This window comes from Bacillus sp. 17RED48 (assembly GCF_019837545.1).
Classification (GTDB): domain Bacteria; phylum Bacillota; class Bacilli; order Bacillales; family Bacillaceae_G; genus Bacillus_A; species Bacillus_A wiedmannii.
The window spans coordinates 621,841-635,422 of the sequence record NZ_JADAXG010000001.1 but is presented as its reverse complement, the minus strand read 5'-3'; the positions used below and the strand labels follow the sequence as shown (position 1 = coordinate 635,422).

Below are 13,582 nucleotides of genomic sequence, written 5' to 3'. Positions count from 1 at the left end.
CCGCCTTTCTATTTAAAAAGATCGTTAACTGATATAAATTCAATATTTCCATCACCTTGTAATTGAGATAACATAGGGATTACTTCTGTATGAGCATTTAAAAAAGCTGCAAAGCCATCAATCTTTCGATATTTACTCTGTTTAGATGGTAAAAAATTCCCGTTTCTGTCTTCCACAAGCTTTACATTGTTCATATACCAACGGAAGAGACGGTTTTTATTACTGATTATTTTTCCATCCAACAACAATTCTTTTACATCCTTTAATGCTGGGCTTAAAGTTAAATGCCCTTGTCGAACTGGTTCGGTTTTAAATCCATATGCTTTTAAATCTTCATTTAAACGATAGGCATTTGCTGGATCATAAGTAATTTTCTTTATGAAATAGTGTTCGGATTGCTCAACAAACCAATCATAAACATACTCATATTTCACATACTCACCAGGGATAATAGTGAGCCAACCTTTGTCTTTAAACTCTTTGAAACTAATATTTTCGTTATCACGATCAACTTTAGCCTGCGGAACCCAACTGTGAGATAGCACAAAAACATTTCCATCATCTAAAGGAAACTCTAAACAAGCGCTTGTAAAATCTTCTGTTGCAGATAAATCATAACCTGCAACACATTCTTTACCAGCTAATCCCTTTATATCAATAACTTCTTCATTCCTTTTTAATATCTCAATACCAACAAAGGACATTTCATCATTATCAACAAAGATGTTAAATTGTTTTGTAATCCAGTCATTCTTTTCAGCATCTGTATGCTTATCTGTATTCCAATCATCAATAAGCGATGGAAGATCTAACGAAACTCCCATATTAGGATTTGCTTTAATCCATAATTCAGGATTTTCAATTTCATCCACGCTATCCATTTCAGCCATGAAATAAAACTTTCTATCTTGGTCAATAACTCCTTCTAAAACATCAGTTGCAATTTCATAGTATTGAACAAGTGGTCCTTCAAGCTGATATCCTGCCGTAGTGATATAAACAATCATTGGTTGTTTACGTGCACCACGTGATTTTTTTATAACATTAATTAACTTAAAGTTTTTGAATTCATGTATTTCATCAAAAATACCAAGATGTGTATTTAATCCGTCTAGTTTCTTACTATCTGATGCACGAGGTTCAATTTTAGAATGCGTTTTATCATGGAAAATACCTTTCTGATTTTCGCGTAAATGTTTCCGAAGAAGGGGTGATTTTTGAACCATTGCACGACTTTCATCAAATAACTCCCCAGCTTGTTGTTTTGTATTTGCTAAAACATAAACACGAGCACCTGGTTCATTATCTTTAGCAACGGCATAATTAGATAAACCAGAAATCATTGTAGTTTTTCCATTTTTACGTCCAATAAAAATAAGGCCCTCACGAAAGCGCCTATAACCTGTATCTTTATGAATCCATCCATACAAAGAACCTATAACAAAGTGTTGCCACGGTTGAAGAACCAACCTTTTATAATCACCTTTTGATGGACGACAAAACTTTTCGATATATCGTATAGGTCGATGCGCTTTTTCTTCATCAAAAACCCAAGGGAACTCCTCAGTCCCCTGTCTCCTCAAATCGTTTAGATGACGTTGACAAGACAAGACATTTTTCTTACTAGCTATTATGTTTCCTTTCACAACTTGTTCTGCATACCAAGTTGTTCTTAGTTCAGGAGATGGATCTACCAAAATATTAAAATGCTGTATCTGCTCATTTCGCCAATTTTTATACCACTTAGCTATTTCAGAGGGTTTAGAAGTTGTCGTAATCATCATCAGAATCTCCAGTTAGCTCTTCCTGAAGCTTTTTTCGGCTTGCCCCAGTCAACCCTAGCTCCCCTAAATATTGTCGAATCTGTTGTAAATACTTAGGTATCTCTGGTATCAAAGTGTGCTTAGTCAGATTTGTAGCACCAGCTTTATTTGTATACTCCATCGTCAGACCTTCTTTTTTAACATTAGCTGCCATATCTCTAAACATTTGGTAACTGAAGGCAATCGCTTCAACTACAATAGGATCATTGATATCAGCCTTTCCTTCAACTTCTAAAACAGACCAAATACGAATCCAAGTATCTTTTCCTACCTTTTTTAAATGCGTAGGCGGTTTCCTCTCAATCAATCCTTTATCCACGATATCACCTCACTTACATTTTATGGATAAAAAGTACCAATTCAGAAATAAAAAGCTCTTATTTTCAGGCTTTACCCCCCTTTAGAAAAATCACTTGCGCTACCCACGAAGGAAGCATCCGGTCTGAGCGGAAACGGCTTTGAACAATAAAAGGAGGGGGGCTATATGAATTCTTTGTTCGCTTTTACTTTTACGAACTGAATCTTCCTTTTGCTTTTCTTTTTCCCTCCACCTTTTTCAGGATGTTCTTTATTATGACATGCATTACATAAACTAATTAAATTATCTAATGTTAATGCAAGTTCAGGATATTCACTTCTTTCTTTGATATGATGGACCATATCAGCAGGTACTGGTATCAATGGATCATGCTTCATACACTCTTGGCAACGGTAGTTGTCTCGTATTAGCGCTAACTCTCTACACCTTCGCCAAGCTGTGCTGTCATAGAACTTCTTCGCTTCTTTATCCCTGTTGTATTTATCGTAGAACTTTCGTTGTTGCTTGGTGTTATATTCATTCACTATCTTTTACCTCTATCGTACCTGTATCAATCCGCTTCTCTCGGTATTGAATATCAAGACACTTCTCACAATAGAAAGTAGCTGATACTTTTCGATTAAATTGTTTGTCGTCAGAATAAAAAGAAGTAGTCTCACTATCTAACACTTGATACTTATGCTCACACATCTATACTCACTCCTTAACTTTCTTTTTATGAAACTTACCAGCAATCCTCATTGTTGCTAACGCTGGCCACACAAGTGTGAAGATGCAAATAAGAAATAACATTACCGCAATCGTTATCATCTCTTGATTCGGATCTCCTTTATCATCTTTTAACAACTTACGTACAGTTGAATGCATCCCAGAAGAAATGTAGACCATACCTACAATAAGATAAGCTAATAACCATAGCATTCTATCTCACTCCTTATCATTTAATAAATCATCCATCAACTTACTGATTAAGTTCGTTACGGCTTCTTTCTTTTCTTTCGGCTTTGTTCTTTTGTTTAACCTATTCAATACTTTAACTACTGGTCGCAATGATTCTAATTCCACATAATCTTCAAGCTTGTCTTCATCAATAGAATTAAGGATTGTGCCAAGAGCAATTGCTTTCTCAAGCTTAGTTAATTCCATCATCTTCACTCCATTTGAAAGAATATTCCGATTATATATTTACAAATAAATACAAATTGTTATAATAGAGTTAACATTGCCATTCGGAAAAGTGGCTCGCCCCCATGCGAGTTGCTTTTCCTTTTTTTATGGCTATTGTTTTAAAAGTTCATCCATCGTTTTATCTAACAAACTAATCATTGCTTCTCTCTTTTGCTTTGGTGTTGTATTATCTTGCATCTCATCAAAGATAGGAATTGCATTTTCTAATTTCTTTTTATCGATACGCTCATTTACAAGATCTGTTCCTAACATTGAGATGAATGTTCCAATCACAACCGCTTGTTCTTGTTTATTTAGTTTCATTTGTTCTCACTCCATTGATATTAGTCGCTGATATCTTGATAGCATCTGTAGTTTGTTCAACTATAGATTCAAGAGTTACAGTTCCATCTAATGAAATGCCCACTTTAGAATCCATCCCTACCGACTTACTACCGTTAATCTTCTTAATTATTTCAGATTGTATATTTATTTGTTGAACATGAGTTATATCAGCTTTCATTGCTAATCCTTTTTCTAACATATCAACCTTTCTATTCAATGCTTCTACCGTCGTTGAAACATGAAGTAATGTTTGTCTTAGGCCATCTCTATCTATTTGTAAATCGTTAATACTTCTTTCTAAAATAGCAATTATATTTGTTATACTTTCCATCCTTCATCCTCCTCCATAAGGAATGCTCCCTCACTTCTTTGCAAACACTATAGTTTAAAAGGAGCATGTTATGAAATTCTCACAAATACTAATTATTCTCTTTGCTTTTATCATTCTTACATGGTTATGGTTTTCTAAATAAAAAGCACCCGAATGGATGCTTTTCTCTCAATTATTCATTTGTATTTTAATTGTGGTACGTGAAGTTTTATTCTTTTTCCAATCACCTAATGTTGTTACATACATCTGCGCCAACATTATTAAGTAACTGGAAGAAGAGCAAAAGCCCTTCTCCGTTTGTATAACGTAATTTACAGTTGGATATGAAATCAAGAACAACTATTCATCCAATCTGCAACCATCGCCACCGGTTATGACGATCCATTTTCAGTTATAAGGAATTTTGTGAGCAATGTTTTCCGCCACTTCTCACAATACAAATATATCATGTTAAAAACCAAAACGTGTCCGTAAATAGTTCGCAAATAGTTCACGAATAGTTCGCGTTTTTTATTTCTGTATTTTTTCACATCGTTTTTCAGCCTCTTTTTGCATAGTTTTGAACAAATATGTTCTTTAATCCTTAGAAATGAATTCACTATAAACCATATTGTGTTGAATTAGACCATCTCGTTTCCCCTTAGAGCTATCAAGCTTTTCCATACTTCTTATAAATGAATTTGACACTTTTCTTTTGTAGCTAATTCAAAAATGGCTAAAAAAAAGAACTGTTTAGATTTTGAATTTCTTTTGATAATCATTTAATGTATCTTGTTCAATCCCTATATATCTTAATGTTTCTTTTTGATCTGTATGATTTAACATTCTTTGCAAAACAACTACATCTTTAAATTGTTTGTAGTGATGGTATCCATATGTCTTCCTTAGTGAATGAGTCCCAATTCGTTCTAGTCCGAATTTTAGGGCCGCTTGATTCAAAATTACATATGCCATCGATCTAGTAATAGGTTTATTCTTACCATTTCTACTTTTAATAAGAAACTCGTTCTTAAGTTTCCCCTTCGCATATTCCCTCAATGCTTTCTTTAAATCAGAAGGCATCTTTACCTCTTTAACCTTTTTGGTTTTCTTTTCACGAATAAATATACTCCATCCTTCTACATCACGTACTCGTAAACGTAAGATATCCGAAATACGTAATCCTGTATTAATCCCAAGAAGGAACAGAATGTAATTGCGCTCATTCTGTTCCTTAAAATATTCTTTGAGCTCCTGAATTAATTCTTTGTCTCTTATTGGTTGAACGAGATTCATACGCTTGGCACCTCTTTTTGTCTACGCGTTTTTTGATATACCTCTTTTTTTAGATTGAATGCTAAACGTAGTATAGCTCGTCCTTTTAACTTATAATACTTTGTTTTACCTATACCTAAATCCATCCAAATGTCTGGATCATATCCAACTTCATCTTCCATATAAAATTTCACTATGACTTCACGTTCATCATCTCTCAAACGATTCACAGCATCATAAATCCAATCCATGAACTCTTTTCTTTCTTGCTCATACTCTATTCTTTCGATAGCAATATTCTCTGTTGAACTATTAAATTCATTTGTAACTGATGGAGGAACAATTGAATATGACGGCGTCACTTTTGGCAACATATCACATGGCATTGTTGCTAAATACCTACGATAATCTTCGAATACTTTTTCAACCTCTTGTTTTGTTCTTTTCCCATCTACAATTGGCATTTTAAATGATAATTGTTTATTCATATTAAATTCCTCCATTTTTATTATTTTTGTCTTAATGCACCACGTCTACGTTCATAACGTGGTCCATAAACCCCCATTAAATTTTCAATTTCACGAGTGGTTAGCTTCTCTTCTTTCTTTTTCTTATGTTTCTTTTTTGCTTGCTTAGATTGCTTTTTCCATTCACGTATTTGATCTTTTAAGTTCTTCATTCTCCACATCCCCTTTCAAAAATAAAGAGGACACCATTTCTTAAAACAGCTTGATTGCTGCTCTAAAAATTGGTGTCCTCTAGTTTTCTAGCCGGACTATATTCAGTTTCTTTTCACTTTAAAATACCAGCTTGTACAAATATGTTTCTCCAAGCGCTTTTAACTCTATATTTTTCAAAGGATTTCGCACGTCGAGCAATAGCTTTTCTGGTTTTCTTTTTCTTTAATTTAGACATTTATCTTAACCTCGCTTTCTATTCAAAGGATTATTTTATTAAGAATTAATTATTTCCTTAATTCTATTAAGCTTGTCTATGTTGTTGTCATTTAGCGCTTGTCGATCAATACTAATACTTGCTCGTCTACGTGTATTCATCGTTTCAATATAACAAGCATGCTTATCTTCCTTATCTTTAGCGACCATCTGAATCCCTTCAAAAGAGGCGTCGCATACGTACTTTGTATCTTCAAACAGCTCTTTCCAATTTTCTTTTAAATGCAATCCCATGTAATACTCTATATCCTCACCGCACGAAACACTTAGCTCCACTTCGAACTGATCATCCGTTGTTGCTACAAGAAAAACCATATAAGCGCTTATTTCAGTTAATTTACCAATTCCTTCTTTCATTTTCCTCTCCCCCTACTAACAATGTGTTTGAACAGGTTTGTTTTCATATTCCATCAATTCATAAATCTGTGTAAGAGTTAAATCTTTACCGTTTATTTTTATTGCTGTTTCATATTCTTCTTTATTCATTTTCTCTTCCTCCCCTGAATAAAACTCAAAATTCCGTCAATACTGTAGACACATGGTTATCTTTCTCCGTTTTCCTTACATGAGCAGTTAGCTTTTGCTAGCTGCTCTTTTTAATTTGCGCCTTTCCTTTCTTTTGTCAGCTCTTTCAGCGAACCACTTTGGACACATCCAACCTATCCATACTGTTGAACTCTCTTGACATTCTATAGTGAAATTACGATGCAATTTGCGTTTTCGATTACGCTCTTTAATTTTTTTGAGACGCTCATGCTCTCCACCAGCAGTTAATGTAGCTCTCCATCTATACATTCGCATATCCATTCCCCTTTTCAACAAAATGAAATTTTTATTAAATTGCTTATACTTTATTTCTCAACCACAGCGTATGGAATTATAATGAAATGAATGGTAATATATAGGCATCTCAATTACGTTAGAGCTTGTTTCCTTGCAAGCTCTTTTTTTATTTAAATAGCGTTTTTTTCAAAATGATGCCCTTTCTAATTTGGACACATTTACCAGTATTTTTACCAAAAAATTCATGATATGGTTATTTAGTCGAGTACGTCATTACTTGACGATTACCCTTAGAAGCCCCGCAGACAATCGGGGTTTCTTTTATTTAAATAACAATTTTGTTCACTTTTATAGCTTACTATTCCTCATAGTTGTGTTTTTCTTCTAGGACTTTTATAAAGTTAAAGTGTCCATCGAGATAACAATCATTGATTTAACCCCCAAAATATATTTCATTAACTTCGCTTAAAGTAAAATTTTCATTTTTTTATTCAACCGAGTTCATAACATATTCTTTTCCTCCGATAAAATAATGATTAGGTGTCCCATGCGCATTTTATCCATTGGAAATAACACCTTTCACGTACTTACGTATTAGAAACTTCATTTCTGCATCTTCTGCAATAGCAATTTTGTTCACTTTTTTGATACATTTATGAAACATTCACATGTTATCTTCAGTATGTTCTATTCTTTTTGAAGAACCATGTGAGAATACCAAAACAAGAAGCCCTAGAGCCCTAACTCTGGGTCTTTTTGTTTTTAAATACGGATTTTGTATACTTTTATTCATTTCGTCTCAAATATTATATATACGTAATATATCGATATATGTTATAATTCCTTTGTGAAACATCACGTGTTTCAAATACAACATCTTTTTGATGACCTCTTATCTTTCCATAAGAGGTCTTTTTTTCAAATAACTATTTTGTTAAAGCTTTATAGGATTGTTTCTTTTGATAGGTTTAGTCGAATATGTAATCTCAACTTCTCTTGAATACTCAATTTCAGAACCACACGTACTACAATCAATTTTGTCATTGTCTTGCGAACGCTCCCAGGCATCTATATCCTTCTCGCCACAATAAGGACATGTTAAATATTCTTCATATTCAACTTCTTCTGGTGTAGACTGCAATTGTATTTCTCTAACACCGATTAGATTATTTTGCGGATATTTTGCACAAACGTGATAAACTTTACCATCTATCATGATGTTTGTACTTATCGCTAAATCACACTTTACAACTTTTATAACTTCCGCTTCTTTATTTTCATCGAACCATAGTTCCATATCATATTTAACGATTGTGTATTCCATCTCTAATTCCCCATTTCCAATCTGATCTTTTCTTGTAATCTCACGAATGTTTCATTGCAAAACCTAACTGCTGCATTTGGATATTTAAACCTCAGAAAACCATCGTCAAATTGGATCTTTGTTTCCTCATAAAACAGAGTGAATGCTGTATCTTCAGAGTAAATGTGAATTTCTTCTTTCAACTTTTCGATAAGTTTCCATTGCTCGCGTGCCTCTTCTTTCGTGAAATATTCCGACCTACGTTGACTTATCAATTCTTCTTTGATGTATTTAAATGTTTCCTTAACATCAATTACATTTTCTCTTGCTATCTTGCAAAGAATCTGATCAGGACGTCTACTACTCAAGAAATCTTTCATAATTTCACCATTCCATGTTTCGAACCAATATGAGAAGTTGCCGAAATCCGTAATCGCCGTGAATATTCCTGTATCATCGAATAAGAAAACTCCCCAACCTTCACCGTTAACAGATGGTATTTTGTACTTTGAAATTCCCATTTTAACTATCCCCTTTTCGATTAAAATAACGCTTTTGTTTAATTTAATACGTGTTCTTTTCGATGCAGTATTCTATTACAATTAATTTTGATGTTATAATTATCTACAGCATATATATTAATAGGCACAACAAATCTCATACATATAGGAGGACCTTAATGATCCTAACTCAAGAAAAGAACATAAAATTAATTATGCATTTTCTTACCTTGTTATCTTTTTTTATTCTTATTTTCTTTAGCATCACAATTTTTTATATACCATTGATTTTTTATTTCATATGCAAATCACAAGACATTCGAAAAAATATCCTTGAAGCTGTTTTTTACCAACTATTCATTTGGATAATTACAATGATTTGGAATCTATTCATAATAAGAATCTTAATGTTATCTTTGTCTAATTTAGACTTAACTTCAAATAACGCTTTGATTATTTTCGGAGTAGCTCCTTTATATTTAATACTGTTTCTTTTGTTAATTTTCGGTCCTATAAAAGGAATTTTATATGTGATACAAGAAAAAGACTTTCATTATCCTATTATTTCTAAATGGATTAACAAATAAAAATACTTGTAAAAGAATTCAGAGTTTTACTGAATTCTTTTTTTATAGACCTTTCAAACTCTTTTACATATTCCTCTGTTCCTTCTTTTTAATAAAATTCAAATTTGGTCTTACTTCACATCCACACGCTTTTGACTAGCTTCTCTGCTAAATCCATCTGGGTATCTTTTTGCCAACTTAGAGATATTCATTTGAGCGATATCTTCTAATGTATATCCCATCTCGTGGGCCATAATGGAGATATAGTACATGATGTCCCCTAACTCTAATGCCAACTTATGAGTATTCCCGTTCTCTTCTCCTGGACAATGCGCTGGATCAAATCCATGACCATGAAAGATAGCTTTTTTTACGATATCAGCAACCTCACCAGCTTCTCCCGTAAGCCCTAATGCTGCATTTAAAACGCGTCCACCGAAATCATTATTTGCATTCCATGTACGTAATGTTGCTTCCTGATATTGATCTAATTCACAGATTTGATTGATATCCATTACAACTTGTCCTCCCTTTGATTCACTAACTAATTTAGTTGTTGCATATACACCGTTTTCCATTGCTTTCATTTTGTTTTCCCCTCTCTTTAACAAATTCCTAATCCCATCGGACGATTTTCAATTAAATACTTATCAGCCTGATCTATTACAAGGAGCGCAACCTCCGCTTGGTGTCTCCTTAACGCTTTTGCCATCTTCGGTAAGCTCATACCTTGACTCCACATTTCACGAAAACGTACTACATCTCTTTCATCCCAAATGAAGTTAGCTTCTTCTAAAGCGATGTAAATTTTCAATCTTGATTCCTTCATCGCCTCATGATTTCTTGCTACACTCATAAGCGAACCTACTTTCTAAAAATGATTATTTTATCTTTTCAGTAAACTTAGTATCCACACGATCAACTTTACCGTTTACCCAAACCGCGACTTGCTCACCAAATCCGCTCATTGGTGGATTTACTGCTGTTACAGTTCCGTCCTTCACTATTAAAAGCTTGTTGCTGCTAACATCAATTTCTATTTTTTTCATATGTCCCTCTCCCTTTTACTACCGCATGTACTCAACAACATCAGGTTTAAAGCCGCTCCCTAAGTAAACCCTTACCGCAATAGCTTCTTTTTTATCCCTTGCTGCCTTACACAACTCTTCAGCTGTATCCCAATTGAAAAACTTATCTACAGCTCTTTGAAATCTCCAAATTGCCATTACATATTGTTCAAAGATTTCATAACGATCATCTTGTTTAGTTGTGCGTGGTAATTCATCCGTACTCTTTGCATTTCTCGGAACTTGGACACGTACATCTGCATATGTAACGCGTCCCATTCCTCTTTTCACATTTGCTTTCATTACATCAAACTCGCAAATCGCTGGCTCTACATCGAAAATATTCAATTGTTTAGGCATGTTACTTCACACTCTTCTGAAGAAGGTCCAGTAATTCACTTGCGCCTTCCTTGCTCAAAAACATTCGGCCACCTAGCAACTCTATGTTTGATTCAGAAACTTCACCCGTTACCAAGCATGACTTTTCTTGTTTTCTTAAAACGACATTTTCCCCATCAACATGAAAGTCTAATGCTGTACCTTCAGCAATCCCTAAAGTTCTGCGTAACTCTACCGGAATTACTACACGCCCTAGCTCGTCCACTTTTCTTGTAACGCCTGTGTTTTTCATTCCTTACTCCCCCTTGTTAACTGACTTTTTGTTGTTTATTACGGTGCAACTCTTGTTTCATTGATTCGAATTTTATTAACCATGCTTGCCAACGCTTATCGTTTTCTTCTTGTTGTTGCTTTGCTACTTCACAGTTACACCCTTCCGTTAGACCTACACCTGGATAAATTTCTTTACGAATAATTCCTGTATTACGGCATAATACACACATACTTATTCCTCCTTTTTAAAATTTCGTAATCTATAATTATCCCCATACATTTCTAACATTTCAGCGTTTTCCATCATCCGACTAAAATCACGTTCTCCATACATTCCTGCTAATTCATCGACCGTAAAATTAGTAGTAAATAATGTACTTTTACCTATACGACTATCTACAATTTCATTTGTTTTCGTTTGTTTCCAAGTGACGCCTTCTTTATCTTTCTCTGTGAATTCCGCTCCAAAGTCATCGATAATCAAGACATCAACTTTTGCTAGAAGAGACATAAGCTTGTCCTCTGTCATTTCGCTATTTTTATTCCAAGTTGATTTGATTTTGGTAAATAGCTTATTCATTTGAATAAACATTGCACTGTGACCCTTCTTCATAAGTTCTTTAGTGGCTGCCACACACAAATGGCTTTTCCCTACTCCGTAATCACCCGTTATTATCATGCTTGTTGGTTCTTCTCTATTGAATGAAGTAACAAAATCCATAATCGTTTCTTTTGCATCAGCCAATTCTTTTTTAGTTGGTACATAATTTTCAAATGTAGCTTTTTTGAGTTTGTCATTTATTAAACTGTTATCAGCAAATGAATCATATAAATGAATGATTTCATTTTTCTTTTTTATAGCTAGTGTCTCTATAGCTAATTTCTGATCTTCCTTTTCTACCGATCTGCATTGAGGACAAAATTCCTCATTTGTTTCTATATCTATCAACATGCGTTTGCTGCAAACGTCTTTGAAATTTTCTTTTCCTACTAAAAATACATTCGTACATCTTTTAGGCGACAATACATATCTTTGATTAGCGTTTCTTGAAGTCGTATTTGTCGATGAAGCTACTATCTTTTTGATTGCTTGCATTAGTTGTCCCTCCTTTAAAAACTCCTTTTCGTTTTACAGGTTTTTCATTTAAATAACTTTCGAATTTAGTTCCAAATAAAGTGATAGGTCTTAAATAGCCACTCATTTCCGTATTATCAATCCATTGTGAAGCCTTGATGTCAATTACCTGTTGAAAATGAGTTAAACCGAATCCTTCTCTCCATCTTGCTTTAATTAAATCCTGTGTTTTTTTTGATGTATGTTTATAATTGGTTTTTGCTTTTATGTTGAGATAATCAACAATTTCTTGATATGGAATAGGTTGAGTGTTGTCCTGAATTATTTCAGGACTATGTTTTTCTTTTAAATCTTTATCTAAATCTTTATCTAAATCTTTATCTATGTCCGTTACTTCTTCGTTACATGTAACGTTACAACTAAGTGTTTGTTGTTTTTTTCTTTCTCGATGTGCTGCTACGCGTTTTCTAGTGTCTTCCTTAATCTTTTCTAAACGGTCTAGATTCTGATGGTTTCCCCAGTTAACAACATTGATGTAATGATTATCGTCAATATCAATCATTCCGAATTTCTTAAATACACTTAATGCCATTCGAACTGTATTTAAAGGTCGATTAAAAAGAGTTGCTAGCATATCTTCCGTATATGGGATATTTTCGTTCAGAAAAATATACCCACTTGCATTTGTCTTACCAGCTTGAGCCAACAACTTAATCCAAATGATTAACAATGTATCAGCTTCAGGCATGCTCTCTATTAAACGTATTTTTTCATCCTCAAACATCGTTGTCGAAAGTTTAATCCACTTCACTTTTACTTCAGACATATTCCTTACCTCCTTACGCAAACCGCTATATATGCTTGTCCACTTTGGATAATTCGTTGAATTTCATAATGCGGATAACCAATCTTTAAATACTGCTCAATCATTTGTTTTAATTCATCCTTGCTCTCTGCTAAGCTCCAGAACTTATTAGGTAATAGCACTTGATATTCAGTTAAACGCATGTACTATTTCCCTACTTTCCGTGATATACTTATAACAAGTTGTTTTTCTTAAGGGACCCACTGCCATGGGTCTTTTTATTTTTTTCTGCGTCACTCCAAGCCCACTGTTTTATCGGTTCATAAGTAATGTAAAGCAACAACACACTGCACGCGATAAATACTGCGAATACTACTAACGATGTTGTATCTTCCACAAAAACACCTCCTTATTGTTCAGTTATCCATTGCAACAAGAACTCTTTTACTTGTTGAGCTGGGAAATACCATTTACCTCCTACTTTGTGTTTTGGAAATCTAGGATCAAAAAAGAATGTTTTTTGAATGGTATTCCATCCCATACAAGTTCTTCGTTTTAATTCGTTAGCGTCCCAATACACTAACTCAGCATCGATTTCTTTAACTTTTTCCGCAATTTCTGCTAGATAAAGGTTTCTCACTTCTTTTTCATCAACTTGAACACTAATCATTTTCGTATC

General features: G+C 33.9%; 28 protein-coding genes. 1 reads left to right on the top strand and 27 read right to left on the bottom strand.

Going from position 1 to position 13,582, the window contains the following annotated elements; genetic code table 11:
* Nucleotides 1-8: 8 nt before the first annotated feature.
* From ILT06_RS03475 to ILT06_RS03400, 16 genes are all read right to left on the bottom strand, one after another.
* Nucleotides 9-1,781 (bottom strand): terminase large subunit, encoded by a 1,773-nt coding sequence (locus tag ILT06_RS03475; RefSeq protein ID WP_222654840.1) that lies wholly within the window; start codon nt 1,779-1,781, stop codon nt 9-11.
* Nucleotides 1,762-2,142 carry a phage terminase small subunit P27 family gene (locus ILT06_RS03470; RefSeq protein WP_222654839.1) on the bottom strand — a complete coding sequence of 127 codons (381 nt, stop codon included), beginning with the start codon at nt 2,140-2,142 and terminating at the stop codon, nt 1,762-1,764. The genes ILT06_RS03475 and ILT06_RS03470 overlap by 20 nt, the downstream gene beginning before the upstream one ends.
* Before the next feature lie 161 nt (nt 2,143-2,303).
* Entirely contained in the window at nt 2,304-2,666 is a 363-nt protein-coding gene (locus ILT06_RS32845; protein WP_222654838.1) for an HNH endonuclease, read from the bottom strand.
* Complete coding sequence (locus ILT06_RS03460) at nt 2,659-2,832, bottom strand: hypothetical protein (protein ID WP_222654837.1); 174 nt, start codon at nt 2,830-2,832, stop codon at nt 2,659-2,661. Before ILT06_RS03460 ends, ILT06_RS32845 begins: the two co-directional genes overlap by 8 nt.
* 6 nt (nt 2,833-2,838) lie before the next feature.
* The gene (locus ILT06_RS03455; protein ID WP_222654836.1) at nt 2,839-3,063 is read right to left on the bottom strand and encodes a hypothetical protein; all 225 of its coding nucleotides are present in this window, start codon (nt 3,061-3,063) and stop codon (nt 2,839-2,841) included.
* A 6-nt stretch (nt 3,064-3,069) separates the two neighbouring features.
* Complete coding sequence (locus tag ILT06_RS03450) at nt 3,070-3,288, bottom strand: hypothetical protein (RefSeq protein WP_222654835.1); 219 nt, start codon at nt 3,286-3,288, stop codon at nt 3,070-3,072.
* Between the two features lie 132 nt (nt 3,289-3,420).
* Entirely contained in the window at nt 3,421-3,633 is a 213-nt protein-coding gene (locus ILT06_RS03445; protein WP_222654834.1) for a hypothetical protein, read from the bottom strand.
* On the bottom strand, nt 3,620-3,985 hold the full coding sequence (locus ILT06_RS03440; protein ID WP_222654833.1) for a hypothetical protein: 366 nt from the start codon (nt 3,983-3,985) through the stop codon (nt 3,620-3,622). The genes ILT06_RS03445 and ILT06_RS03440 overlap by 14 nt, the downstream gene beginning before the upstream one ends.
* 732 nt (nt 3,986-4,717) lie before the next feature.
* Complete coding sequence (locus ILT06_RS03435) at nt 4,718-5,260, bottom strand: tyrosine-type recombinase/integrase (RefSeq protein ID WP_222654832.1); 543 nt, start codon at nt 5,258-5,260, stop codon at nt 4,718-4,720.
* Nucleotides 5,257-5,727, bottom strand: coding sequence for an ArpU family phage packaging/lysis transcriptional regulator (locus tag ILT06_RS03430; protein ID WP_222654831.1), 471 nt, complete (start codon nt 5,725-5,727; stop codon nt 5,257-5,259). Before ILT06_RS03430 ends, ILT06_RS03435 begins: the two co-directional genes overlap by 4 nt.
* Before the next feature lie 20 nt (nt 5,728-5,747).
* On the bottom strand, nt 5,748-5,918 hold the full coding sequence (locus ILT06_RS03425; RefSeq protein ID WP_222654830.1) for a hypothetical protein: 171 nt from the start codon (nt 5,916-5,918) through the stop codon (nt 5,748-5,750).
* Between the two features lie 113 nt (nt 5,919-6,031).
* Nucleotides 6,032-6,154: a DUF3983 domain-containing protein gene (locus ILT06_RS03420; protein ID WP_002138060.1), complete on the bottom strand. Its 123-nt coding sequence runs from the start codon at nt 6,152-6,154 to the stop codon at nt 6,032-6,034.
* A gap of 38 nt (nt 6,155-6,192) precedes the next feature.
* Nucleotides 6,193-6,549, bottom strand: coding sequence for a hypothetical protein (locus ILT06_RS03415; RefSeq protein WP_222654829.1), 357 nt, complete (start codon nt 6,547-6,549; stop codon nt 6,193-6,195).
* A 216-nt stretch (nt 6,550-6,765) separates the two neighbouring features.
* Nucleotides 6,766-6,993, bottom strand: coding sequence for a hypothetical protein (locus ILT06_RS03410; RefSeq protein ID WP_149692981.1), 228 nt, complete (start codon nt 6,991-6,993; stop codon nt 6,766-6,768).
* A 916-nt stretch (nt 6,994-7,909) separates the two neighbouring features.
* Nucleotides 7,910-8,299: a hypothetical protein gene (locus tag ILT06_RS03405; RefSeq protein ID WP_222654828.1), complete on the bottom strand. Its 390-nt coding sequence runs from the start codon at nt 8,297-8,299 to the stop codon at nt 7,910-7,912.
* 2 nt (nt 8,300-8,301) lie between these two features.
* Nucleotides 8,302-8,799 (bottom strand): phiTE_072 family protein, encoded by a 498-nt coding sequence (locus ILT06_RS03400; RefSeq protein ID WP_222654827.1) that lies wholly within the window; start codon nt 8,797-8,799, stop codon nt 8,302-8,304.
* 158 nt (nt 8,800-8,957) lie between these two features.
* Here ILT06_RS03400 and ILT06_RS03395 point away from each other — a divergent pair, with 158 nt between their 5' ends.
* A complete protein-coding gene (locus ILT06_RS03395; RefSeq protein WP_000604158.1) occupies nt 8,958-9,365 on the top strand; it encodes a magnetosome magnetite crystal formation protein family in 408 nt (135 codons plus the stop codon).
* Between the two features lie 110 nt (nt 9,366-9,475).
* On the opposite strand, the gene ILT06_RS03390 is transcribed toward ILT06_RS03395, so the two are convergent.
* The 11 genes from ILT06_RS03390 to ILT06_RS03340 are packed head-to-tail and all read right to left on the bottom strand — an operon-like array spanning nt 9,476 to nt 13,573.
* Nucleotides 9,476-9,931 carry a nucleoside triphosphate pyrophosphohydrolase family protein gene (locus ILT06_RS03390; RefSeq protein ID WP_222654826.1) on the bottom strand — a complete coding sequence of 152 codons (456 nt, stop codon included), beginning with the start codon at nt 9,929-9,931 and terminating at the stop codon, nt 9,476-9,478.
* A 17-nt stretch (nt 9,932-9,948) separates the two neighbouring features.
* Nucleotides 9,949-10,200 (bottom strand): helix-turn-helix domain containing protein, encoded by a 252-nt coding sequence (locus ILT06_RS03385; protein ID WP_087966859.1) that lies wholly within the window; start codon nt 10,198-10,200, stop codon nt 9,949-9,951.
* A gap of 25 nt (nt 10,201-10,225) precedes the next feature.
* On the bottom strand, nt 10,226-10,393 hold the full coding sequence (locus ILT06_RS03380; protein ID WP_087985222.1) for a DUF3954 domain-containing protein: 168 nt from the start codon (nt 10,391-10,393) through the stop codon (nt 10,226-10,228).
* A gap of 18 nt (nt 10,394-10,411) precedes the next feature.
* Nucleotides 10,412-10,771 (bottom strand): cell division protein SepF, encoded by a 360-nt coding sequence (locus ILT06_RS03375; RefSeq protein WP_222654825.1) that lies wholly within the window; start codon nt 10,769-10,771, stop codon nt 10,412-10,414.
* Between the two features lies 1 nt (nt 10,772).
* Nucleotides 10,773-11,042: an AbrB/MazE/SpoVT family DNA-binding domain-containing protein gene (locus ILT06_RS03370; protein WP_222654824.1), complete on the bottom strand. Its 270-nt coding sequence runs from the start codon at nt 11,040-11,042 to the stop codon at nt 10,773-10,775.
* 16 nt (nt 11,043-11,058) lie between these two features.
* A complete protein-coding gene (locus ILT06_RS03365) occupies nt 11,059-11,253 on the bottom strand; it encodes a hypothetical protein (RefSeq protein ID WP_222654823.1) in 195 nt (64 codons plus the stop codon).
* Between the two features lie 2 nt (nt 11,254-11,255).
* Complete coding sequence (locus tag ILT06_RS03360; protein WP_222654822.1) at nt 11,256-12,119, bottom strand: ATP-binding protein; 864 nt, start codon at nt 12,117-12,119, stop codon at nt 11,256-11,258.
* Nucleotides 12,061-12,924, bottom strand: a complete 864-nt coding sequence (locus ILT06_RS03355; RefSeq protein ID WP_222654821.1) for a phage replisome organizer N-terminal domain-containing protein — start codon at nt 12,922-12,924, stop codon at nt 12,061-12,063. The genes ILT06_RS03360 and ILT06_RS03355 overlap by 59 nt, the downstream gene beginning before the upstream one ends.
* Before the next feature lie 5 nt (nt 12,925-12,929).
* The gene (locus ILT06_RS03350; protein WP_098082037.1) at nt 12,930-13,106 is read right to left on the bottom strand and encodes a hypothetical protein; all 177 of its coding nucleotides are present in this window, start codon (nt 13,104-13,106) and stop codon (nt 12,930-12,932) included.
* A gap of 29 nt (nt 13,107-13,135) precedes the next feature.
* Nucleotides 13,136-13,300, bottom strand: a complete 165-nt coding sequence (locus ILT06_RS03345; RefSeq protein WP_222654820.1) for a hypothetical protein — start codon at nt 13,298-13,300, stop codon at nt 13,136-13,138.
* Between the two features lie 12 nt (nt 13,301-13,312).
* Nucleotides 13,313-13,573, bottom strand: a complete 261-nt coding sequence (locus tag ILT06_RS03340; protein ID WP_222654819.1) for a group-specific protein — start codon at nt 13,571-13,573, stop codon at nt 13,313-13,315.
* Between the last annotated feature and the right edge of the window lie 9 nt (nt 13,574-13,582).